Below are 22,615 nucleotides of genomic sequence, written 5' to 3'. Positions count from 1 at the left end.
CCGAGACATCACCTTGATCTCCACTACTTGCTCCTGGGTCAACATCGGCGGCCAAAGCCGCCATCCTTACCCCAGGTGGGTCACTTTTACGCCGACGAAGTGGGTCAGTATTACTGCGGCGGTGACATCAATGTGCTGGTGAGGTACTTGAATGGGCTGCTAGATCAGGCTGATGGCGCGCAGGTGGCCTGGGTGACCGGCGCGAGCCCCAGGCAACCCGGGCAACTGGGCGACGGGCGTGCGGTCATTGAGCACATGCTGCACTCGTGTATCGGGAAGACGTTCACCGTGCGAAATGGTCAACGACAACCCATCGCAGCATTCCGCCACTCGGAGGTGCTTCGCTTCCCTGAACCGCTGGGCGATTGCCGTGTGTACGACATCGGACACTCTGAGCTGGTGACTGTGCCTCGCTCTTTTCCCGGCATGACCCGTGTCCGTTGCCAGGGCGCCATTCAACCAGCTGCGCTGAACGGCTTGTTTCAGGGGCTGGCCCGAGCGGTCGAGCGCGAGCGAATCACCTTCAATGCCGCCCTCGATTGCCTCATGGATCTGGAGCGTGGCGTTACACCGCGCTTCAAGCCAGCACTGGCTGCGCTGGGTGGCATTCTTCGGCAATGGCTGCGTGGAGAGCTAAGAGCCCGTGACTTGACGGCCCTGATGAGGTTGATGCGTGATGACGCCGAGCAGCATCACGCAGGTGGCTTGTACGTCCGCGTGGAGGGCCGCCTGAGCGGACGTCGAGCCGCATGGGTGTCCAGAGCGGCCTCGTTGCAGACGGCAGACCAAGGCGGCATGGACGAGGTAACAGGCACGCCGCTGGCCTGCTTCGCGCACCTGATGCTGGACGGCAAGATACGCCAGCCCGGCGTGCACGCCCCCGAGGCCATTGTCGACCCGCGGTTGCTTCAACAGCTCTTCAGCCAGGTTGGCGGCCACCCTGGTATCGCACCCCTCTTCGAGCCTGAACTGCACTGGTTGCAGTAGCCCGCTGGCTGCGTCGTTCCTTCGTGTGAGCTCCAGCGTTCCCGGTTGCAGGGTGGCTGCTTGCTCAGGTGGCGAAACGGATTGACGCTTTGAGGCAGGGAGCTTGAATACCACCGGGAGTGGCCCTTCAGGCCCGTGCGGCAAAGCAGTCTCTTGCGTGGGCCGCTTTAGGTTGGTTGCTGCTGCATAGGATGGGCCGTCGAATGTCGGCGGCGCCTCCAAGCAGACTTGGCGGTTTTCGCTGATGTCGGGCGGATGTCCCCCCCGCAAGCTGACATTGGATGAGGCAAGCAATATCGATATCCCGAGTGCCTACTCATACTGCTGACAATGGCTGCCGCAAGCGACAGTTTGGTAGCGGACTCGTGGCGCAGCTCGCACACTGGGCGTGGGGGAGTATGAGTCACCGTCTCGGGACGACGAATGAGTGCGGGCAGAAAGAGACGGCAAGAAGGCCTGATCCTCGCGGCGCCTACTCCGTCGTGTCGTGATGTGCACCCACTCAGAACTGTATGCCCATACAGTTTCTGAAATCTAATGATTGGTGAGTTCTCCTGTCATGACACTACCTGTAGTGCTTGACGGCTTCTTTGTTCCCACATATAGTGTTATCGCTCTGGGTTGAAGAGTGCCAATCCGGATGTAACCCGGCCAGGTTGTATGTGGGCCGAGCAGCGGGGCCTAGTGCCTATGGGCGCAGGCAGATCACCACCTCACGCGGTACTCCATGGCAACCAAACAGCAATTTCTCGATTTTCTCGCGGACATCGAACCCTCCCCGACTACCAAGAGCACCTGCTCAAGCGCACATAACACTCTGCGGACGGCCCTTGCCGAGCACGAGGAGTTTTCAGAGGTCCATGTCGAGACGTTTCTGTCTGGGTCGTATAAGCGGGATACCGCGATTCGCCCGCAATCAATTGACGGGGTGCTTCAACGCCCAGACGTTGACATCATTGCGGTCACGAATCACACCGAAGAAGACGAGCCCCAGACTGTCCTCGATGCGCTAAACAAGGCGTTGGTCGATTCGGGCTACAAGAATCTGAAGGTCAACCGGCGCTCCATTGCCGTGACGCTCGCAGGCGTCGACATGGACGTGGTGCCTATCATTGAGGACGGCGACGCCTACCTGATTCCGGACATTGAACTCAAGGAGTGGCTGACTACCAATCCTCCGGCCCACACCGAGTGGACGGTGAGCGTTAACAAGCAATCCGGTGGCAATTTCAAACCGCTGGTAAAGCTCTTCAAGTGGTGGCGCCGCGTCCACCTGGCCGATTTGCGCCGCCCCAAGGGCTTCATCCTGGAATGCTTGGTCGCCAAACACATGAAGTATGGGGAGACCTCGTATGAGAAGCTGTTTGTCGAGTTGCTCGAGGCGATCCGGGATACCTATGGCGCGTATGCACTGCTCTATGCCGTACCCAATCTGGAAGACCCCGGCGTACCAGGCAATAACGTCTTTTCAAACGTCACAGCCGATGAGTTCAAAACCTTCTACGACAAGGTGAAAGAGCACGCGGCCTTGGCGCGGAGGGCTACAGCCGAGACAGACGACGCAGAGGCGCTGGAGCTTTGGCGCCAGGTGTTCGGCAGCAGGTTTCCTGCAGCCGCTTCGGCGAGCAAATCAGCGTCTGGCCTGGGTGCTTCGCTCATCAAACCGGCGGTTGGCGTTGGTCTGACTTTTCCTGCGCATGCTGTAGTGCCGAACAAGCCGGCGGGGTTCGCCTGATGGGCCTACTTGACGAGCAGCCTCAGCGCATGGCTCGTGAATGGCGGCTGATACAAGACCACGCAAAATCAGGGGCCGGTTTTTCCGTTCAGCGGTGGGAAGTCGACGAAGCCGGGCAGGTGTGCGCCCATTTCCGGCTTGACTTGGTCCCACCTATGACACGGGACGGGGTGCTGGTCTATCCACCCTTGTTCCCCGACGTGGCGGCGTATATCAGGCCTGCACGGCCCGGGGAAGTTTGGTCCGGAACCCACCAATACGGTGGATCGGGAATTCTTTGCCTGGAGTACGGGCCAGACAACTGGCATGCCGGAATTACGGGTCTTGACCTCATTAAGAGCGCCACCAAGCTCATCTGGACTGAGGTTATGCAGGTGCTCACACCTCACGCACCGCCAATTCAATCTCGGCATGTGTTGACTGCAGGGCAAGAAGTCCGCTTTCAGCGTTTCCGCCTCGTGGTGACGAAGGACTTACGCCTCGCCCTGAGCGAGGCTGCTAAGGATTCAATCGAGCTGACTTGCAAGGTGAGCTACCTTGAGGCGTGCTCTGTTGTTGTCATCAAGACCTTGGCTGGTGAGCCGAAGCGGGACATTCGTGATGTTCCCGCTTCTCTCCATGAGCAAGGGCCTGACCGTGAGGGCTGGGCGCTTCGGGTCGAGGACACCGCAGCATTTGACAGCGTCAAGGACGTGTCGTCACTCAAGGCGCAGCTTGGCGAGCGCTGGCCCTGGGGTGCCTCCTCCGTACTCATGCGGCTGCTGGTCCTCCATGACAGGCTCGGTGGGATACGCGCTTTTGGTGTCGCAGATGACACAACGCCTCCGCTTTTTCAGCGATATCACTTGCTTGAGTTTTCAGAGGACAAGGCGACGAGGCTGCCTCCTAACTTTGAGGCATTGAAAGATGTGAAGGTTGCGGTAGTTGGGCTCGGCTCGCTTGGAAGCAAGATTGCCATCGCCCTCGCCAGGGCTGGGGTCGGCAAGTTCGTCTTGGTCGACGATGACATCCTTACGCCGCAGAACCTGGTGCGCAACGAGCTCAACTGGCATGACGTCGGATACGAGAAGGCCAATGCGGTGGCGAGGGAGATCAAGCTGGTGGCCGCCGGCAGCGTTAGCGTTGAGGCAATGTGCTCCCGTGTCTGCGGACAGGAGAACCCACTCGTGTCTGCGGCAGTGGCTGAAGCTTTGGCTTCCTGCAACCTTGTGATTGATGCCACTGCGGTGCCGGCTGCGTTCCTGGTTTTGGCGGCCTTGTGTCACAGGGCGCAGGTTGCGATGGTTTGGGGCGAAGTTTTTGCGGGAGGATGTGGCGGCCTGATGGCGCGAAGCCGACCAGGACTGGACCCGGATCCTCTGAGCGTTCGCAACCATATTTTTGGTGTTCTGCGTGATGCTCCCCCAGCGCCCGGCACTGAACAGCGGGATTACGGCGCCGACATCGATGGCAGGGTCTACATCGCATCGGACGCTGACGTCGGGGCGCTTGCCGCACACATGACGCAGTTCTCTCTAGATGCGCTTTGCAAAGAGGCGGAATCTGCATATCCCGTGGCAGCCTACTTGATTGGGTTCCGGAAATTTTGGCTATTCGACCAGCCCTTCGATGTTCGACCCGTCGACTGTTCTGCAGCCGTGAAGCCAGAGCATCCAGCCGTGGAGCTGACGGCCCAAGAGCAAGCAGACTTGCAAGACATGAAGCGTCAGGCGGAGGTGCGAGGCAGTGCTTCGAATAACGGTACCGCCTGACGTCCGCAAGCGTCTGGAGTCGGCGCTAGCCAAGGCGGGTCCGCTCGAATGTGGCGGCGTGTTACTGGGCGAGCACGTGGGAGTAAACCACTTTGTGGTTCGTCGCTTGACCATCCACGGCACAGGCGCGATCGCTTCGTTTGTTCGCAACTTGACTGGGGTGGTCGCAGCGGTTAAGGACTTTTGCATGGCACACGGGGGCCGGTTCGAGAAGTTCAACTATCTCGGGGAGTGGCACTCCCACCCCCTGTTCTCTCTGCAGCCCAGTGGCCGTGATCACGACACGATGAGAAGCATCGTCATGGACAAAAGTGTTGGGGCAAACTTCGCTGTCCTGCTGATCTTTCGCTTGGACGGTCAAGAGCTTCGAGGGAGCGCCCACACATATTTGCCCGACGGAGCGGTGCATCCGTCTGAACTTGAATTGGAGCCAGCAAGATGAGTGCGAGCCTACTTGAGAGACAGTCGACCGGCGGCGCAATTGCCCGGGTAGGCTTTGAGTACCAAGACGCATATGTGCTGCTCAACCTGCCGAAATGGTTAGCGCAAGGGGCTTTTAGCTTGGTGGTCAGCGAAGCAGTCGGAGACGTCGAGGTCTGCTACTTCGGTGCAGAAGGGCAGCAGCGGGTGATGTACGAGGCCAAGGACAGCTCGCTCCCATCGACGAAATTCTGGGCCGAAATCAATCGGTTCCAAGAGGTGCGGCAGGCTTCGGACGAATACCGCCGTTTCGTTCTTGTGTGCAACGGCTACAACTCTGAGACTGAGCCGCTGCTTGCACAGATCAAGCGTCTACGCGGTGTCGGCTCGTCGTTTGAGCCCAGTTCGCCGTTGGTCGCGCAGGATCGGCAAGCGGTGATCAATTGGGTGACGAGCAAGGGACGCTCGGCCGCTGAGGCGGAATTCGTTCTTGATTTCGTCGAGTTCGAGGAGTTCTCTGCAGAATCAGCCGACGCTGCGTTTGGCGGCATGCTGGGGCAGCACTTTCCTACCTTGGACCTGCGTCAAAAGCAGATCAACACCTTCCGTGAGAAATGCAAGGCATTGGTCGGCAGGTCTTCGTTCGGCCCAATTCAACGAGCAGACATAGAGGCGGCGCTGGTAGAAGTAATGGAGGAAGACGCCGCAGACTGGCTGCGCCAGCCGACGACTGTGCAGTTGATGGACGGTCCTGTGCCCCTGGGCATACTGGGGGTGGACGTGGGGTGCTTCAACGGGCCAGGCCGGGGCGGACTTTCCGCAGCAGATTGGGAAGGCCTTCAGGGTTCCTTGTCGGGAGTGGCTTCGTTCATCAAGAGCAGTTGCGCTCGCAGATGCATTTCCCTGGACGGCAAGCAGCGGATATCGTTGGCCTGCTTGCTGGGCTTCGCTTTCGGCGCCGCCCCGGGTTTCGTCCTTCAAATCGAGCACAACGGATCCGTCTATCGGACGGATCAGTACGACAAAGCGAGCAGCCGGTTCTTTTCGACGAGTGAAATGACGGGCGAACCTGGAGCGCAAGAAGGGGTGGCCCTCATAGGATTTCCGACTCCAGTCGGCTCCGACTCGGCTGCGATCAACGATGGCTCCCTGGAGGGTGCCCCACAGCTGACGCTTGAAGGCAGTGCGGCCATTGACGGGATCGTTGCGTTGAACACGGCGGTCGCAGAGGCGAAGGCTGCGCTAAGCCGATTTAAGTCAGCTCACCGTCTGCGCAAGATTCATCTCGTGATCAAGGCGCCGTCGCTCTTCGCCATGGCACTGGGCCATCGGCTTAACTCGCTTGGTCATATCCAGCTCTATGACTGGGTTGACGGGGGCTATCGGCCGTCGGCTTTGCTTCAAGCTGGGTAGGACAGCCGACTACTGGGACTACGGCGGAGGCGCGAGCACATCAACGCCGAACTTGACGCAAAGGGCGTCTACTGGTCGTTAACTGCCGTGCCAGGCGCGTGGATGTGCGGATCCCAGCGGTTCCACAGTGATCCCCGTGACAAGTCCACATCTTTGACCATAGTGGTCTGCTCTCCTGAACTATGAGCCGATCGTTAGCAAATTGGCGACGCGCCTCACCGACCCGGATAAAGTGCTGGAGCACCTCCTCATCCGTCAGTGTGGTGAGCTCGGCAAGGTCCGCGACGAGACGAAACGGCGACTGGAAGCCGCCGAAGAGAGGAACGGATAGCGAGTTGACACCACCATGCCACCGACGAAATTCCCAAACGCCTTACTCCATCCCGAGAAGCGCTTCGTGAACTCTCTTTCAGACGCCCGGATCAGAACAGCGGATGTCACCGAAGGGTCTTGAGCACCTGTCCGTGACCGAGAAGAGTTGTCACTGTGGTGGCCTTGTCCGTTTCAAACGGACAAACGACCGCTGCACCTCGCACAGCTGACCGCCGCGTGTACTTTCGTCGTACGGGCCAATGACCGATTAATCGCGATCAGCGTGAGTTCGGCATGAGGCGGCGACCGGCCGCACCCGCTGCTAAGCGGCCAGCGCAGGGCAAGCTCAGTTGATGGCGGTTCCGCGAAAGCAGGGTCAAGGCAAGTCCGAACTGAGCGCATCCGGCGAGTGCACGGCAGGCGGCCTGGGTGATCTCTGGTCAAGGCTGCGTGTACACGCTCAGCTCAGTAAACCTCTACCACCTCAAACACCTGTCGATTCGCCCCGACCTGTATCGACACCTCATCCCCCTCGCATCGGCCCAGCATGGCCCTTCCCAAAGGCGATTCGCAGCTGATGACCTGAACAATCTCGTCGCCGCAGGCCAGTTGCATGCTGCCCCCCGACGGGCCAAGAAAGAGCTGTTGATGCTTGCCCTCTGAATCGACCAGGCACACCAGCGCGCCGAGCTGGATGCCTTTGCTGGCGTCGTAGGGGCGAGGGCGGAACTGGCGCCAAGTGGCCATCGCCTCGCGGATGGCCTCAGCCCGACGAGCTTGCCCGGTGGCCAGATAGGCTGCTTCAAGGCCGAGTGTGTCGTACTTGTTTTCGGCGATGTTCTCTTCGTGGGTTGCCGTTTCATGGGCTACACGCGCGGCCTGCTCGGTTTGCGCCAGATCGCCGGCGAGCCGGTCCAGCACCTGCTGCTGCAGCAAGGTTTTATCCATGGTGAGACGTCGCCAACGCGCTGGCCAGCTTGTTATGCCGCTCCACCACCGGCTCCATCGCCACCGTGGTGATGCGCCCATGATCGGCTACCACCCGCCCATTCACAATCGTCCATGCCGTGGGCTCCCCATGGCACATCAGCAAGGCCGCCACCGGGTCATGCACCGCCGCCCCGGCCATGCCCAGCGTGCGCGTGTCAAAGATCGCCAAGTCAGCCGCAAACCCGGGCGCGATCTGCCCGATGTCCGTGCGCCCCAGCACCTCGGCCCCACCGCGCGTCGCCACACGCAAGGCCGCGCGGGCGCTCATGTCGGCCGGCCCATGGTCACACCCAAAACTGGGGCGGCCATCGTGGCCGATGGCCGGTGGCTCCAAGCTCCGCCCCACGCGCGCCAGCAGCATGGCTTGCCGTGCTTCGGCCAGCATGTGGCCGGCGTCGTTGCTCGCTGAGCCGTCCACGCCCAGGCCCACGGGTACGCCGGCGTTCAGCATGCGGCGCACGGGCGCGATGCCCGAGGCGAGGCGCATGTTGCTGCAGGGGCAGTGCGCCACGCCCGTGCGGGTGGCGGCAAAGCGGCCGATGCCGTGTTCGTCCAGCTTCACGCAGTGGGCGTGCCACACGTCGTCGCCCAGCCAGCCCAGGCTTTCGGCGTACTCGGTGGGCGTCTGCTTGAACTTCTCGCGGCTGTAGGCGATGTCGTGGTCGTTCTCGGCCAGGTGGGTGTGCAGGCGCACGCCGCGCCGGTAGCTGCGCGCCAGGCTGGCCGATTCGCGCATCAAATCCGGGCTGACCGAAAACGGTGAGCACGGCGCCAGCGCGATGCGCGTCATGCTGAAGTCGCGCTCATCGTGCCAGGCCTCGATCAGGCGCTGCGAGTCTTTGAGGATGTCGGCCTCGCGCTCGACGAGGCTGTCGGGTGGCAGGCCGCCGTTCGATTCGCCCACGCTCATGCTGCCGCGGCTGGCATGAAAGCGCATGCCGATTTGCAGCGCCGCTTCGATGCTGTCGTCCAGCCGGCAGCCGTTGGGATAGAGGTAGAGGTGGTCGCTGCTGGTGGTGCAGCCGCTGAGCAGCAGCTCGGCCATGGCCACCTGGGTCGACACGCGCACCATCTCGGGCGTCAGCCCTGCCCAGATGGGGTAGAGCGTGCGCAGCCAGGTGAAGAGCTCGGCGTCCTGCGCGGCGGGGATGGCCCGCGTCAGGCTCTGGAACATGTGGTGGTGGGTGTTGACCAGGCCGGGGATGACGACGTGGCCGCGCGCGTCGATCACGTCGGTGGCCTGGGCCAGCAGGGCGGGGTCGAGCTCGGCGGTGGGGCCGCAGGCCACGATGCGCGGGCCCTGGATCAGCACGCTGGCCTGGCGCCATTCGGTGCCGGCGTTGTCCATGGTGGCGACGCAGTCGGCGTTTTTGATCAGCAGCATGGGTTCAGTCATGAGAGGGTGCGGTGGCTGTGTCAGTTGCGTTCAGCGCAGGGCAGTGCTGCAACAGCTGCGCCACCACCGACACCGCGATCACGGCCGGCTCTTTGCCCGTCAGCGCGGGCAGGCCGATGGGGCAGGTCAAGCCCGCCAGGGTGCGGCTGGACAGCCCCATCGCCTCCAGCCGGTACAAGAACTTCGCGCGCTTGGTCATCGAGCCGATCAGGCCGGCAAAGCGCACATCGTGCTGCTGCTGGCTGCGATGCAGCACGGCGCTGATGATGCGCAGGTCGAGGTCGTGTCGGTGCGTCAGCACCAGGTGGCAGGCATGCGCAGGGGCGTGGGCCACCTCGTGGTCTGCGGCATCGGTCGGCGTCCAGGCGATGTGGGGCGGCAGGGTGGCCAGCCAGTCGGGGTCGGGCAGCCCGGGAGCGTCGCCGGTCGTGTCATCGCCTCGCTCATCTATCCAGCGCACGGTGCAGTCCAGATCGCACAACAGGCGCACGATGGCCTGCCCCACATGGCCGGCGCCATGCAGCTCGAGATGGAAGCGGGCGGGGCTGTCGGGCCAGTGGGCCAGGCAGGCCGGGCTGAGGGGCTCGAAACCCAACACGACCACGCCGCCACAGCATTGGCCCAGAGTCGGCCCCAGCGGATAGGTTTTCTGCAGGCGCTGGCCCGTGGCGGGCGAGGGCGCTTCGGCCAGCAGGTGCCGGGCCAGATCAATGGCCTGCCATTCAAGGTGGCCGCCGCCAATGGTGCCGTGTACGGCATCGGCTGCCACCAGCATGCGGGTGCCCACCTCGCGGGGGGTCGAGCCCTTGATCTCGTCCACATGCACGACGATGGCCGGCCGCCCGGCGGAAAGCCAGTGTTGCGCCGTGTCGCGCAGGGCTCGCCCGCTCGGGCTCATCCAGCTCATCAGGCGGCGGCCTCGACGTTCTCGGCGGCTTTCACCGCTTCTACCGCATCCAGGATGGCCTCGGGCGTGGCGGGGGCGCGCAGGGGCGGGTCGACACGGTGCTGGCCCACGGCAGAGATCGCGTCGCGGATGGCGAAGAACACCGAGAAGGGCAGCAGCAGCGGCGGCTCACCCACGGCCTTCGAGCGGTAGACGGTGTCCTCCACATTGCGGTTGGCAAACAGCTTGACGCGGAAATCGGCCGGGCAGTCGCTGGCCGTGGGGATCTTGTAGGTGGAGGGCGCGTGCGTGAGCAGCTTGCCCGTTTGCGGGTGCCACACCAGCTCTTCGCTGGTCAGCCAGCCCATGCCCTGGATGAATGCGCCTTCCACCTGCCCGATGTCGAGCGCGGGGTTGATGGACTGGCCCACGTCATGCAGCACGTCGGCACGCAGCAGCTTCCATTCGCCGGTGAGCGTGTCCACCAACACCTCGCTGACGGCGGCGCCATAGGCGTAGTAGTAGAAGGGGCGGCCTTGCATGCGCTCGCGGTCCCAGCTGAGCTTGGGCGTGGCGTAAAAGCCATCCGACCACAGTTGCACGCGGGCCATGTAGGCGCCCATGACGACCTCATCGAAGCGCAACGCGGTGTCGCCCACCCACACCTGGTCGTTCATGAAGCGCACGGCCTCGGGCGCCACCGCATGCCGGGCGGCCAGATGGGCCACCAGCCGCTCGCGGATCTGCCGGGCCGCATCGGCAGCGGCCTTGCCGTTGAGGTCTGTGCCGGTCGAGGCGGCGGTGGCCGAGGTGTTGACCACCTTGGTGGTGTCGGTGGCGGTGACGCGCACGCGCGCCACGTCCACGCCCAGCGTGTGCGCCACCATCTGCGCCACCTTGGTGTTGAGCCCCTGACCCATTTCGGTGCCGCCGTGGTTGACCAGGATGCTGCCGTCTGTGTAGATGTGCACCAGCGCGCCGGCCTGGTTCAGGTGGACCACGTTGAACGAGATGCCGAACTTGAGCGGCGTGAGCGCCAGCCCCTTCTTCAACACCGGGCTGCTGGCGTTGAACGCCTGGATCTCGGCGCGGCGCTGGCGGTAGGCGCTGGTGTCGACCAACTCGCCGATCAACTCAGGCACCACGTTGTCTTCAACCGTCTGCCCGTAGGGCGTCACGTCGCGCTCGCCGCGGCCATACAGGTTGGCCAGCCGCACATCGAGCGCGTCCTTGCCCACCCGGCGGGCAATGCTGTCCAGAATCACCTCCACCGCCATGGCGCCCTGAGGGCCGCCAAAGCCCCGAAAGGCCGTGTTGCTCTGGGTGTGCGTGCGGGCGCAGTAGCCATGGATGTCGACCGCTGGCAGCCAGTAGGCGTTGTCGAAGTGGCAAAGTGCGCGCGCCATCACCGGGGCCGACAGATCGGCCGAGAAACCGGCGCGCGAGACCATCTCGACATCGGCGGCGAGGATGCGCCCGTCATCGTCGTGGCCCACATCGAAGGTGTGCACAAAGCAGTGGCGCCGCCCTGTGATCATGAAGTCGTCGTCACGATCGGGGCGCAGCTTCACGGGGCGCTGCAGCCGCTGGGCGGCAATGGCCGCAATGCACGCAAAGATGGCCGATTGCGACTCCTTGCCGCCAAAGCCGCCGCCCATGCGCCGGCATTCGACCTGGACATGGTGGGCGTGCAGGCCCAGTGCGTGGGCCACGGCGTGCTGCATCTCGCTGGGGTGCTGGGTGGAGCAGTGCAGGAAGATGCCCTGGTTCTCGCGCGGGATGGCGTACGAGATCTGGCCTTCCAGATAGAACTGCTCCTGGCCACCCAGGTCGAACCGGCCCTGCAGGCGATGGGGCGCCGTCTGCATCGCCGCGGGCACGTCGCCCCGGTTCAGCCGCATGGGCGGCACCACGTACTCGCCCGCGGCATGGGCCTCGTCGGGGGTCAACAGCGCAGGCAGTGGCTCGATGCGCACGAAATCCTTTGCGCGGGCGGCGGCGCGCCGGGCGGCCTCTCGGTCTGCGGACAACACCGCGAACATGGGCTGGCCCAGGTACATCACCTCGCCATCGGCGAGGATGGGGTCGTCGTGCACGATGGCGCCGCAGTCGTTCACGCCCGGGATGTCGGCCGCGGTGAGCACCGCCACCACGCCGGGCAGCGCCCGCAGGCCGGCCACGTCGATGCTGAGCAGCCGGCCATGAGCCACGGGTGACAGGCCCAGGGCCGCATGCAGCGTGCCGGCCAGTTCGGGCAGGTCGTCGATGTAGGGCGCGCGCCCGGCCACGTGCATGTGGGCGGATTCGTGCGGACGCGAGTGGCCCGCGGCGCCGCCGGCTGCGGTGGCCGCGCCCGCTGTGGTGTGGGTGGTGAGGAAGGCGTCTGCCGTCTGGTTCATGGGGGGATCCTCCTCACACGCTGGCAGGCCAGACCTGCACTTCGTCGGCCCGCAGGGGCTGGTGGGGACGGGTTTCGAGCCAGAAGCGCTCGAGCAGGTTGGCCGCCACCTTCAAGCGGTAGCCGGCGCTGGCGCGCAGGTCGGTCAGCGGGGTGAAGTCGTGCGCCAGCGCGGCCTGCGCGGCGCGCAGCGTGGCCTCGTTCCAGGGCTGGCCCACCAGGGCAGCTTCGGCGGCGGAAGCGCGGCGGGCCGTGGCCGCCATGCCGCCCCAGCCCAGCCGGGCTTCCACAATGGTGTCGCCTTGCAGCTTGAGCGCCAGCCCGGCGCACACGGCCGAGATGTCGCTGTCGCGCCGTTTGGAGATCTTGTAGGCCCGCACGTGGTCATCCGCCTCCGGCAGGGGCACCACCAGGGCCTCGACGAACTCGCCCGGCTGAAGGGCGTTCTTCATGTAATCCAGATAGAAGGCATCCAGCGGCAGCTCGCGCACCGCATCGCCGCGGCGCAGCACCAGGCGCGCGCCCAGAGCCAGCAACACCGGTGCGCTGTCGCCGATGGGCGAGCCATTGGCAATGTTGCCGCCCATCGTGCCGGCATGGCGCACCGGGGGCGAGGCAAAGCGCAGCCAGATCTCTTTGAGCGCCGGCACATGGGCCGCCAGCGCCGCCCAGGCAGCCTCCAGTGAGGCGCCCGCCCCGATGGTCAAGGCGTGCGCAGCGGCATTCAGGGTGATGGCCTGCAGCGCCTGGACCCGGCCCAGATAGATGATGTCGCCCAGCGGACGGAACTGCTTCGTGACCCACAGGCCCACATCGGTGCTGCCAGCCAGCAGGCGCGCCTCAGGCAGCGCGTGCCGCAGCGCAGCCAGCTCGTCCAGCGAGCGCGGGGCGTAGAAGCGCACGCGCTGGCCCGGGCGGCCGGCTTCATCGGCTTCGTACACCAGCGGGGTGTCGGCCTGCAGCGAACGCAGGGCGGCCAGCAGCGGCGCGGGGTCGAAAGCGACCCGGGGTGCCTCGAACATGCGTTGCCCGGCGTCCAGAATCGGGCGGTAGCCAGTGCACCGGCAGAGGTTGCCTGACAGGGCATCGGCCAGTTCTTCTCGTGGCGGGGCCGTGTCGCGTTGCTGGTAGAGCTGCCACAGCGACATCACGAAGCCGGGCGTGCAGAAGCCGCACTGCGAGCCGTGGCAGTCGACCATGGCCTGCTGGCAGGGGTGGAGCGCGCCGGGCGCATTGGCGTGGGCATGGGCGTCGGCCACGTCCTCCACCGTCAGCAGCGCCTTGCCATCCAGCGTGGGCAGAAAGGCGATGCAGGCGTTGACCGTTTTGTGTTGCCAGGCGCCCGAGGCGGCGTCCATCTCGCCCACGACCACGGTGCATGCACCGCAGTCGCCCTCGGCGCACCCCTCTTTGGTGCCGGTGCAGTGGGCGTGTTCACGCAGCCACTGCAGCACCGTGGTGGTGGGCGGCAACTGTGTCACCTGCTGGACGGCGCCGCGGTGAACGAAACGGATGGGGCGGATGGGGTGGGTCATGCTGTCTGAGGTGCCGGCTTGTGGTCCATTGTCGCCACGAGCGTAGCCGGATGGCAAGCAAACGGTATACCATTTCGTCGACAACCCCCGCGCACCGCCCGGCTGGAAATCGGCCGTAAAGGGCGCACCGAGGAACCGTTTGTGCAACCAGTCGCCACCCATTCCACTGTCCACGCACACGGCTCGCCCCAGCGGCGCATCGTGAGAGGCGATCTCCTCGATTTCACGGCCGACCCGGGCTTTCACACGCCCGATGAGTCTCCTGGGGTGCGCTGGCGGCCCGATCACCGCATGCTGATCGAGGCCGGGCGCATCGTGGCAGTGTTGTCGCCCACGGCCGAACTGCCCGCAGCCTGGGCTGATGCGCCGCTGGATGACCACGCAGGCCGCCTGATCCTGCCGGGCTTCATCGACACGCATGTGCATTGCCCGCAGCTGGACGTGATCGCCAGTTACGGCACCGAGTTGCTTGACTGGCTCAACACCTACACCTTCCCGGCTGAGCGCCGCTATGCTGACCCGGCGGTGTCAGCCGAGGGCGCCACGCGCTTTCTGAATGCCTTGTGGGCCCATGGCACGACGTCGGCCGTGGTGTTTCCCACGGTGCACAAGGTCAGCGCCGAGGCCTTGTTCGACCAGGCCGGCGCGCGGCAGATGCGGCTGATCACCGGCAAGGTGCTGATGGATCGGCATGCACCTGATGGCTTGCGCGACACAGTCGACGAGGCCGAGCGCGATTGCGAAGAGTTGATCGCGCGCTTCCATGGGCGCCAGCGCCAGGCCTTTGCCGTCACCGTGCGGTTTGCGCCCACCAGCACGCCCGCGCAGTTGCGCATGGCGGGCCAGCTCTGCCAGCGCCATGATGGGGTGTTCATGCAGACCCATGTGGCGGAAAACCGCGACGAGATCCGCTGGGTGAACGAGCTGTTCCCCGATGCGCGCAGCTACCTCGATGTCTACGACCGCGACGGGCTGATCGGCTCGCGCGGCGTGCTGGCCCACGGCATCTGGCTGGACGACAACGACCGGGCCGTGCTGCGCGAGCGCGGCGCCCAGATCGCCCACAGCCCGTCGTCCAACCTGTTTTTGGGCAGCGGCCTGTTCGACTGGGCCCAGGCCGAGCAGCAAGGCGTGGCCGTGAGCCTGGCCAGCGACGTGGGCGGGGGCACCAGCCTGTCGATGCTGCGCAACATGGCCGATGCCTACAAGATCCAGGCCCTGCGCGGCACGCGCCTGACGGCGTGGAAGGCGCTTTACACCGCCACGCTGGGTGCCGCTCGCGCGCTGGGCCTGAGCGACGAGATGGGCCAGATCGAGCCGGGGCGCTGGGCCGACCTCGCCGTCTGGGACTGGTCGGCCGGGCCTGTGGCCAGCCACCGGGACGCCGTGGCGCGGGCCAGGGGCGGCGACCTGCATGAACGCCTGTTCGTCTGGATGACGCTGGGCGATGAGCGCAACCTGGTCGAGACCCTGGTGGCCGGCCAGCCCGTGTTCCAATCCCCGCACCGCCTTCCTGCCGAGCCTTCCAAGACATGACGTACCGACTCGAACTGCGCGGCATCACCAAGCAGTACCCCGGCGTGCGCGCCAATGATGCGGTCAGCCTGCGGGTGCGGCCGGGCGAGATCCATGCCGTGCTCGGTGAGAACGGCGCCGGCAAATCCACGCTGATGAAAATCATCTACGGCGCGGTCAAGCCCGACGCGGGCGAGATGCTGTTCAACGGCCAGGCTGTGCGCATTCGCTCCCCGCAGGAGGCGCGCGCACTGGGCATCAGCATGGTGTTTCAGCATTTCTCGCTGTTCGACACGCTGACGGCGGCCGAGAACGTGTGGCTGGGGCTGGACAAGGGCATGCCGCTCGGTGAGGTGACCCGGCGCATCCGCGAGGTGTCGGGCGAGTACGGGCTGGAGGTCGACCCGGATCGGCCGGTGCACACGCTGACCGTGGGCGAGCGCCAGCGGGTGGAGATCGTGCGCGCGCTGATGACCCGGCCTCAGCTGCTCATCCTGGACGAACCCACGTCGGTGCTCACACCGCAGGCGGTCGACAAGCTTTTCGTCACGCTGCGGCAACTGGCCGAGCAGGGCTGCGCCATCCTCTACATCAGCCACAAGCTCGACGAAATCCGCGCGCTGTGCCACCACTGCACGGTGCTGCGCGGCGGGCGGGTGACGGGCGAGGTCACACCCGCGGCGGAATCCAATGCCAGCCTGTCGCGCCTGATGATCGGCAGTGAGCCGCCCGAGCTGCATCGCGCCGCGCCCGTGCTGGGCGAGCTGGCGCTGTCGGTCAAGGCGCTGAATGTGCCGCGCAACGACCCCTTTGGGGTGGACCTGCGCGAGCTGTCGTTTGCCCTGCATGGTGGCGAGATTGTGGGCATTGCCGGTGTGTCGGGCAACGGCCAGCAGGCCCTGATGGCCGTGCTCAGCGGCGAAGACCCGCGCGCGCCGGCTGGCTCCGTCCACCTGTTCGGCCGCGATGTCAGCCGGGCGGGCCCGGCCGCCCGTCGGGCACTGGGCCTGCACAGCGTACCCGAGGAGCGCCTGGGGCGCGGGGCCGTGCCGACCATGTCACTGGCCCAGAACACGCTGCTCACCCGCACCGATGCCGTGGGGCCCGGGGGCTGGCTGCGCACCGTCGGGATGCATGGCATGGCTGCCGAGCTGATCGCTCGCTTCAAGGTCAAGGCCAGCGGGCCGGATGCGCTGGCCCGCAGCCTGTCGGGCGGCAATCTGCAGAAGTTCATCATGGGCCGAGAGATCGATGCCGAGCCGCGCGTGCTGCTGGTGTCGCAGCCCACCTGGGGTGTGGACGTGGGGGCGGCCGCCCAGATCCGCGGCGAGTTGCTCAAGCTGCGTGATGCGGGCTGCGCCGTGCTGGTGGTCAGTGAGGAGTTGGACGAGTTGTTCGAAGTGTGTGATCGCCTGATGGTGATGTCGCAGGGGCGCCTGTCGCCCAGCGTGGCGGTGGCCGATGCCACGGTGGACCAGATCGGCGCCTGGATGAGCGGCCTGTGGACCGGGCAGGGGGGCGCGCATGTTCAGGCTTGAACCCCGCCCCGCGCCGTCGCGCCTGCTCACGCTGGCCTCACCGCTGATCGCGCTGGCGGTCACGGTGCTGGTGGGCGTGGTGCTGTTCACCGTGCTGGGCAAGGACCCGGTGGCGGGCTTGCGCATGTTCTTCGTCGAGCCGTTGCGCAACAGCTATGCGTGGTCCGAGCTCACGCTCAAGGCCACGCCGCTGATCCTGATTGCGTTGGGCCTGGCGGTGTGCTTTCGGGCCAATCTCTGGAACATTGGCGCCGAGGGGCAGTTCATCATGGGCGCCATCTTTGCGGGAGGCGTGGCCCTGCGCGCCAGCCCCGACAGCCCTGCTGTGTATGTGGTGGCCGTGTTGCTGGCCGGGGTGGTGGGCGGCATGTTCTGGGCGGGCATTGTGGCGGCGCTGCGCGATCGCTTCCATGCCAGCGAGATTCTGGTCAGCCTGATGCTCGTTTATGTGGCCGAGATGGTGCTGAGCTACCTGGTCTACGGGCCCTGGAAAGACCCGCAGGGCTACAACTTCCCGCAGACCATCACCTTTCTGGACGCTGCGCGCGTGCCCCGGCTGATGCAGGGCCTGCGCGCCAACGTGGGCATCTTCGTGGCGCTGGCGGCTGTTGCGGCGTTCACCGTGTTCCTGTTTCGCACCTACCAGGGCTTTCAGATGCAGGTGGGTGGCATGGCGCCCATGGCGGCGCGCTATGCAGGCTTTTCGTCGCGCCGCGCGCTGTGGACGGCCTTGCTGCTGTCGGGCGGCATGGCGGGGCTGGCCGGTGCGCTGGATGTGGCCGGCCCGCAGGGGCAGCTCACGCCGTATGTGCCGGTGGGCTACGGCTTTGCGGCCATCATCGTGGCCTTTGTCGGGCGGCTGCACCCGGTGGGCATTGTGTTCTCGGCCGTGCTGATGAGCATGTTCTACATCGGTGGCGAGCTGGCGCAGTCGCGCCTGGGCTTGCCCAAGGCTTTGACGGGTGTGTTCCAGGGGCTGCTGTTGTTTGCCCTGCTGGCCTGTGACACCTTCATCCACCAACGTCTGCGCTGGGTGGCTGCGAAATGACCGACCTCATCTTCAACCTCTCTGGCGAGTCGCTCGCCTTGCTGGTGGCGGCCACCTTGAACGCCGGCACGGTGGTGGCGCTGGCCTCGCTCGGGCTGTTGCTCAATGAGCGGGCGGGGGTGCTCAATCTGGGCGCCGAGGGCATGATGCTGGTGGCGGCCATCGCCGGCTACGCCGCTGGTGTGCACACTGGCAGCGACTGGGCCGGTTTTGCAGCCGGCGCCACGGCGGGCGCGGCCATGGCGGCGCTGTTCGGCGTGCTGGTGATCTGGCTGAACACCAACCAGTACGCGACCGGCCTGGCGCTCAGCCTGTTCGGCGTGGGCCTGAGTGCGTTCGTGGGGATCGGCTACACGCAGCAGCGCTTGCCCGAGCGGCCGCATTTCGCCATACCGGGGCTGGCCGATCTGCCTTTTGTCGGCACGGCCCTGTTCAAACACCACCCGCTGGTCTATGTGGCCATCGTGCTGGCCATCGCGCTGACGTGGTGGCTGATGCGGGCGCGCGCCGGGCTGGTGCTGCGCGCGGTGGGCGAGTCGCCTGAATCGGCCCACGCGCTGGGCTACCGCGTGCGCAGCATCCGCTTGATGGCAGTGGTCGCTGGCGGGGCGCTGTGTGGCCTGGGCGGGGCGTTCATCTCGCTGGTCTACACGCCGATGTGGGTCGAGGGCATGGTGGCTGGCAAGGGCTGGATCGCGCTGGCGCTCACCACCTTTGCCACCTGGCGCCCCTTGCGGGTGTTGCTGGGCGCCTACCTGTTTGGCGGTGTGACCATGTTGCAGTTCCACCTGCAGGGGCAGGGCGTGCAGATCCCCAGCCAGTGGCTGACCATGCTGCCTTACCTGGCCACCATCGTGGTGCTGGTGCTGATCTCGCGCAATCCGACGTGGATCCGCATCAACATGCCGGCCTCGCTCGGCAAGCCCTTCCATCCTGGTGCCTGAGCCGGCATCATCCTTGCTGTCCTGTTCTGCTGTTTTCAACCCTGGAGATGACATGACCTCTTTGTCCAAGCGCGCATTGCTGAAGTTTGGCGGGCTGGCCGCGGTGGCCGCCGCGGCGGCCCTGGCCGGGTGTGGCAAGAAGGAAGCCGAGCCGGCTGCGGCTTCGGCGCCATCCGAGGCCCCTGCGGCAGCGACGGCCGAGCCGCTGAAGATCGCTTTTGCCTACGTCGGCCCCGTGGGCGACGCGGGCTGGACGTTCGCGCATGACCAGGGTCGCAAAGCCATCGAAGCCGAGTTTGGCAACAAGGTGGTCACCAGCTATGTCGAGAAGGTGCCCGAGGGCCCCGAGGCCGAGCGTGTCATCCGCGACTTGGTCGGGCAGGGCAACACGCTGATCTTCGGCACGACCTTCGGCTACATGGAGCCCATGCTCAAGGTGGCCGCCGACAACCCCAACGTCAAGTTCGAGCACGCCACGGGCTACAAGACGGCCGCCAACATGCGCACCTATGACTCGCGCACCTATGAAGGCGCTTACATGGCTGGCGTCATCGCCGGGGCCATGACCAAGTCCAACACGCTCGGCGTGGTGGGCTCGATTCCCATCCCCGAGGTGATCCGCAACATCAACTCGTTCACGCTGGGCGCTCAGAGCGTCAACCCCAACATCAAGACCCGTGTGGTGTGGGTCAACAGCTGGTTTGATCCTCCCAAGGAGGCCGAGGGCGCGCAGAGCCTGCTGAACCAGGGCGCCGACGTGCTCTTCCAGAACACCGACTCGGCCGCCGTGCTGCAGACGGCCGAGAAGGCCGGCAAGTACGCCTTTGGCTGGGATTCGGACATGCGCCTGTTTGGCCCCAAGGCCCACCTGGGCTCGGCCATCATCAACTGGGGTCCGTACTACGTGAAGGCCACGCGTGATGCCCTGGAGGGCACCTGGTCGACTGGCGGCGTGTGGTGGGGCGTGAAGGAGGGCGCCATCGACCTGGTGTCCATCTCTGACGCCGTGCCGGCTGACATCAAGGCCAAGGTCGAGACCATCAAGGCGGGCTTGAAAGAGGGCACCTACAACATCTGGAAGGGCCCCATCGTGGGTCAGGATGGCAAGGAAGTGCTGGCCAAGGACGTGGTCGCCGACGACAAGTTCCTCGGCGGCATCAACTTCTACGTCAAGGGCGTTGAGGGCTCGATCCCCAGCAGCAAGTAAGCCGGTTGACGCAGGGCAGGCGGGATGGGCCGTGTGGGCCGGTTAGCCCACGCCCGGCTGACGCGGTTGTCACGGTTCCGGTGCATGATGTGGGCAACTTGTGCCCCTCTCATCGGGAGACGTCCATGATCATCCGCTCACTGGCTGATACGGCCTGCCCGTCCGGCGGAGATGCCCGCCGGGCGTTTCTGCGCAATCTGTTCTGGGCCGCCGGCGCGGCCGCCTTCACGGGTGGTTTGCCTGCCGTGGCGCAGGCCCATGACGGGCCCAGGCCGGGCCGCATTCCGCCGCTCGGCCCGCTGCAGGCGCCCGACGCCCATGGTGTCCGCCTGCCGGCCGGCTTCAGCTGCCGTGTGGTGGCCCGATCGGGCCAGCGCCCCAGCTCAAGCAGCGCCTATCTTTGGCACACCTACCCCGATGGCGGCGCCACCTTCGCCTGCCACGATGGTGGCTGGGTGTATGTGAGCAACAGCGAAGTGCCCTTGGTGGGCGGCGTGGGCGCCATCCGCTTCGACGCCAGTGGCCGGGTGGTGGGCGCGCGCCGCCTGCTGGGCGGCACCTCGCTGAACTGCGCGGGTGGCGCCACGCCCTGGGGCACATGGCTGTCGGGCGAAGAGCATGAACTGGGACGCGTCTGGGAGGTCAAGCCGGAGGGCACCATGCTGGATGCGCGTGTGCGCCCGGCGCTCGGGGTGTTCAAACACGAGGCGGTGGCGGTCGATCCGCTGCACAAGACCCTCTATCTGACAGAAGACGAAGGCGACGGCCGCTTCTACCGCTTTGTCTGCGCGGCAGACGACTGGCCCGAGGGTGCGGCGCGCCCGCGCCTGAGCCAGGGGCGCCTGCAGGTCATGCAGCTGGCGGCGGCACCGGCGGGCACCTATCCCGAGCCCGGCCTGGATCTCTCACGCCCCCAGGCTGTCAACTGGGTCGACGTGGCCCAGCCCGAGCTGTCACAGAAAGTGGTGCGCGGCTTCTTGGGTGAACGCGCGCCCGGCACCATCTTCCGTGGCGGTGAGGGCCTGTGGTTTCACGCGGGCATTGTTTACTTCTCGACCAAGGGCGACAACCGCATCTGGGCGCTGGACACAGCGCGGCAGACGGTCGAGGTGATTTACGACTTCGCGCTGGCCACGCCGCCGGACAACGTGCTGTCCGGGGTGGACAACCTGACCGTGAGCGCGTGGGGCGATGTGCTGGTGGCCGAAGACGGCGGCAACATGGAGTTGTGCGTGATCCGGCCTGATCGCCGCGTCGAGGTCTTGCTGCAGGTGGTCGGGCAAGACCATTCCGAGCTGACCGGGCCCGCGTTCTCGCCCGATGGGCGGCGCCTGTACTTCAGTTCGCAGCGGGGCGGCGCCACCCGCCAGGGCATCACTTACGAGGTGACGATTCCGCAGGCTTGAGCGGCCCGCGCAGCGTTCGGCGGTGTGGGTTTTGCTAGAGTGGCTGCATGCCGGCGCGTGCCGGTGAGCTGACCCTGAAGGTGTTTCATGTCGACGCTGCCCCACTCGATCGCCCCCGACCGCCTGCCGGCCTTGCTGCAGGCCATGCCCAAGGCCGAACTGCACATGCACATCGAGGGTTCGCTCGAGCCCGAGCTGATTTTCGCGCTGGCACAGCGCAATGGCGTGGCGCTGGCCTACCCAAGCGTGGAGGCGCTGCGGGCGGCCTATGCCTTTACCGATCTGCAGAGCTTTCTCGACATCTACTACGCGGGCGCGTCGGTGTTGCTCAAGGAAGACGACTTTCATGACATGGCCTGGGCCTACTTCGAGCGGGCCAAGGCGGACAACGTCGTTCACGCCGAGCTGTTCTTCGACCCGCAGACCCATACCGAACGCGGCGTGCCGTTCGAGGTCGTGATCCGCGGGCTGACCCGCGCCTGCGAGCGCGCGCGCAGCGAACTGGGCATCAGTTCGGCGCTGATCCTGTGCTTCCTGCGCCACCTCAGCGAAGAAGACGCCTTGCGCACGCTGGAAGAGGCCTTGCCCTGGCGCGACCATTTCATCGGCGTGGGGCTGGATTCGAGCGAGCGGGGGCATCCGCCCGAGAAGTTCGCCCGGGTGTTCGCGCGCTGCCGCGAACTCGGCCTGCGGCTGGTGGCCCATGCGGGTGAGGAGGGGCCACCAGCCTACATCATCAGTGCGCTGGATGTGCTGCACGTCGAGCGCATCGACCACGGCGTGCGCTGTGTGGAAGACCCGGCCCTGGTGCAGCGTCTGGCGCGTCAGGGCACGCCGTTGACGGTGTGCCCGTTGTCCAACATCAAGCTGTGCGTCTTCCAGACCATGGCCGACCACAACCTGCGCACCTTGCTGGATGCGGGCCTGAAGGTCACCATCAACTCGGACGACCCCGCCTACTTCGGCGGCTACGTCAACCAGAACTATCTGGAGACATTTGCGGCGCTCGATCTGGACGCTGGCCACGCTTACACGCTGGCACGCAACAGCCTGGAAGCGAGCTTTGTGTCAGGCGAGCAGAAGGCCGCCTGGGTGGCCCAGCTGGACGAGACGTTCGCGCGTTTTGCCGCTTGA

General features: G+C 65.5%; 17 protein-coding genes. 12 read left to right on the top strand and 5 right to left on the bottom strand.

The annotated features are described in order from the left end of the window. Positions 1-426 precede the first annotated feature (426 nt). The 5 genes from GTZ97_RS13080 to cap4 all read left to right on the top strand — a co-directional run bounded on the left by GTZ97_RS13080 (position 427) and on the right by cap4 (position 6,306). Positions 427-987 (top strand): saccharopine dehydrogenase C-terminal domain-containing protein, encoded by a 561-nt coding sequence (locus tag GTZ97_RS13080; RefSeq protein WP_161651079.1) that lies wholly within the window; start codon positions 427-429, stop codon positions 985-987. A 727-nt stretch (positions 988-1,714) separates the two neighbouring features. After that, positions 1,715-2,722 carry an SMODS domain-containing nucleotidyltransferase gene (locus tag GTZ97_RS13075; protein WP_161651078.1) on the top strand — a complete coding sequence of 336 codons (1,008 nt, stop codon included), beginning with the start codon at positions 1,715-1,717 and terminating at the stop codon, positions 2,720-2,722. 29 nt (positions 2,723-2,751) lie between these two features. After that, on the top strand, positions 2,752-4,473 hold the full coding sequence (locus GTZ97_RS13070) for a ThiF family adenylyltransferase (RefSeq protein WP_161651077.1): 1,722 nt from the start codon (positions 2,752-2,754) through the stop codon (positions 4,471-4,473). Next, the gene (locus tag GTZ97_RS17015; RefSeq protein ID WP_161651076.1) at positions 4,448-4,915 is read left to right on the top strand and encodes a M67 family metallopeptidase; all 468 of its coding nucleotides are present in this window, start codon (positions 4,448-4,450) and stop codon (positions 4,913-4,915) included. The genes GTZ97_RS13070 and GTZ97_RS17015 overlap by 26 nt, the downstream gene beginning before the upstream one ends. Then, positions 4,912-6,306, top strand: coding sequence for a CD-NTase-associated endodeoxyribonuclease Cap4 (cap4, locus tag GTZ97_RS13060; RefSeq protein ID WP_161651075.1), 1,395 nt, complete (start codon positions 4,912-4,914; stop codon positions 6,304-6,306). The genes GTZ97_RS17015 and cap4 overlap by 4 nt, the downstream gene beginning before the upstream one ends. 777 nt (positions 6,307-7,083) lie before the next feature. Here cap4 and GTZ97_RS13055 read toward each other — a convergent pair. Genes GTZ97_RS13055 through xdhA form a run of 5 tightly spaced genes read right to left on the bottom strand, consistent with a single transcriptional unit; the run spans position 7,084 to position 13,823 of the window. Next, a complete protein-coding gene (locus tag GTZ97_RS13055; protein ID WP_161651074.1) occupies positions 7,084-7,566 on the bottom strand; it encodes a GreA/GreB family elongation factor in 483 nt (160 codons plus the stop codon). After that, positions 7,559-8,992, bottom strand: a complete 1,434-nt coding sequence (locus GTZ97_RS13050; protein WP_236651204.1) for an 8-oxoguanine deaminase — start codon at positions 8,990-8,992, stop codon at positions 7,559-7,561. The genes GTZ97_RS13055 and GTZ97_RS13050 overlap by 8 nt, the downstream gene beginning before the upstream one ends. A gap of 4 nt (positions 8,993-8,996) precedes the next feature. Then, the gene (xdhC, locus tag GTZ97_RS13045; protein WP_330863612.1) at positions 8,997-9,911 is read right to left on the bottom strand and encodes a xanthine dehydrogenase accessory protein XdhC; all 915 of its coding nucleotides are present in this window, start codon (positions 9,909-9,911) and stop codon (positions 8,997-8,999) included. Then, complete coding sequence (gene xdhB, locus GTZ97_RS13040) at positions 9,911-12,289, bottom strand: xanthine dehydrogenase molybdopterin binding subunit (protein ID WP_161651072.1); 2,379 nt, start codon at positions 12,287-12,289, stop codon at positions 9,911-9,913. Before xdhB ends, xdhC begins: the two co-directional genes overlap by 1 nt. A 13-nt stretch (positions 12,290-12,302) precedes the next feature. After that, positions 12,303-13,823, bottom strand: coding sequence for a xanthine dehydrogenase small subunit (xdhA, locus tag GTZ97_RS13035; protein WP_161651071.1), 1,521 nt, complete (start codon positions 13,821-13,823; stop codon positions 12,303-12,305). A 201-nt stretch (positions 13,824-14,024) separates the two neighbouring features. Between xdhA and guaD the strand changes: the two genes are divergently transcribed. The 7 genes from guaD to GTZ97_RS13000 all read left to right on the top strand — a co-directional run bounded on the left by guaD (position 14,025) and on the right by GTZ97_RS13000 (position 22,615). After that, the gene (guaD, locus tag GTZ97_RS13030; protein WP_161651070.1) at positions 14,025-15,359 is read left to right on the top strand and encodes a guanine deaminase; all 1,335 of its coding nucleotides are present in this window, start codon (positions 14,025-14,027) and stop codon (positions 15,357-15,359) included. Next, on the top strand, positions 15,356-16,876 hold the full coding sequence (locus GTZ97_RS13025) for an ABC transporter ATP-binding protein (RefSeq protein ID WP_161651069.1): 1,521 nt from the start codon (positions 15,356-15,358) through the stop codon (positions 16,874-16,876). The genes guaD and GTZ97_RS13025 overlap by 4 nt, the downstream gene beginning before the upstream one ends. Beyond that, positions 16,863-17,924 carry an ABC transporter permease gene (locus GTZ97_RS13020; protein ID WP_161651068.1) on the top strand — a complete coding sequence of 354 codons (1,062 nt, stop codon included), beginning with the start codon at positions 16,863-16,865 and terminating at the stop codon, positions 17,922-17,924. Before GTZ97_RS13025 ends, GTZ97_RS13020 begins: the two co-directional genes overlap by 14 nt. Next, positions 17,921-18,868: an ABC transporter permease gene (locus tag GTZ97_RS13015; RefSeq protein WP_161651067.1), complete on the top strand. Its 948-nt coding sequence runs from the start codon at positions 17,921-17,923 to the stop codon at positions 18,866-18,868. The genes GTZ97_RS13020 and GTZ97_RS13015 overlap by 4 nt, the downstream gene beginning before the upstream one ends. A gap of 52 nt (positions 18,869-18,920) precedes the next feature. Beyond that, positions 18,921-20,075 (top strand): BMP family ABC transporter substrate-binding protein, encoded by a 1,155-nt coding sequence (locus GTZ97_RS13010; protein ID WP_161651066.1) that lies wholly within the window; start codon positions 18,921-18,923, stop codon positions 20,073-20,075. 125 nt (positions 20,076-20,200) lie between these two features. Next, positions 20,201-21,481, top strand: coding sequence for an alkaline phosphatase PhoX (locus GTZ97_RS13005; protein WP_161651065.1), 1,281 nt, complete (start codon positions 20,201-20,203; stop codon positions 21,479-21,481). Positions 21,482-21,568: 87 nt separating this feature from the next. Continuing rightward, positions 21,569-22,615, top strand: coding sequence for an adenosine deaminase (locus GTZ97_RS13000; RefSeq protein WP_161651064.1), 1,047 nt, complete (start codon positions 21,569-21,571; stop codon positions 22,613-22,615).

It is taken from the genome of Aquabacterium fontiphilum (assembly GCF_009909205.1).
In the GTDB taxonomy this organism is placed as follows: domain Bacteria; phylum Pseudomonadota; class Gammaproteobacteria; order Burkholderiales; family Burkholderiaceae_C; genus Aquabacterium; species Aquabacterium fontiphilum.
The sequence above is the reverse complement of the archived record's forward strand: the minus strand, read 5'-3'. Positions and strand labels throughout refer to the sequence as shown.

Bases quoted from the DNA above. Each gene is read 5' to 3' on its own strand.
- GTZ97_RS13080 (WP_161651079.1), top strand. From the start codon at position 427: ATGACCCGTGTCCGTTGCCAGGGCGCCATTCAACCAGCTGCGCTGAAC.
- GTZ97_RS13075 (WP_161651078.1), top strand. From the start codon at position 1,715: ATGGCAACCAAACAGCAATTTCTCGATTTTCTCGCGGACATCGAACCC.
- xdhC (WP_330863612.1), bottom strand. From the start codon at position 9,911: ATGAGCTGGATGAGCCCGAGCGGGCGAGCCCTGCGCGACACGGCGCAA.
- GTZ97_RS13000 (WP_161651064.1), top strand. From the start codon at position 21,569: ATGTCGACGCTGCCCCACTCGATCGCCCCCGACCGCCTGCCGGCCTTG.
- GTZ97_RS13055 (WP_161651074.1), bottom strand. From the start codon at position 7,566: ATGGATAAAACCTTGCTGCAGCAGCAGGTGCTGGACCGGCTCGCCGGC.
- GTZ97_RS13025 (WP_161651069.1), top strand. From the start codon at position 15,356: ATGACGTACCGACTCGAACTGCGCGGCATCACCAAGCAGTACCCCGGC.
- GTZ97_RS13015 (WP_161651067.1), top strand. From the start codon at position 17,921: ATGACCGACCTCATCTTCAACCTCTCTGGCGAGTCGCTCGCCTTGCTG.
- GTZ97_RS13010 (WP_161651066.1), top strand. From the start codon at position 18,921: ATGACCTCTTTGTCCAAGCGCGCATTGCTGAAGTTTGGCGGGCTGGCC.
- GTZ97_RS13050 (WP_236651204.1), bottom strand. From the start codon at position 8,992: ATGCTGCTGATCAAAAACGCCGACTGCGTCGCCACCATGGACAACGCC.
- GTZ97_RS13070 (WP_161651077.1), top strand. From the start codon at position 2,752: ATGGCTCGTGAATGGCGGCTGATACAAGACCACGCAAAATCAGGGGCC.
- GTZ97_RS13005 (WP_161651065.1), top strand. From the start codon at position 20,201: ATGATCATCCGCTCACTGGCTGATACGGCCTGCCCGTCCGGCGGAGAT.
- cap4 (WP_161651075.1), top strand. From the start codon at position 4,912: ATGAGTGCGAGCCTACTTGAGAGACAGTCGACCGGCGGCGCAATTGCC.
- xdhA (WP_161651071.1), bottom strand. From the start codon at position 13,823: ATGACCCACCCCATCCGCCCCATCCGTTTCGTTCACCGCGGCGCCGTC.
- GTZ97_RS13020 (WP_161651068.1), top strand. From the start codon at position 16,863: ATGTTCAGGCTTGAACCCCGCCCCGCGCCGTCGCGCCTGCTCACGCTG.
- xdhB (WP_161651072.1), bottom strand. From the start codon at position 12,289: ATGAACCAGACGGCAGACGCCTTCCTCACCACCCACACCACAGCGGGC.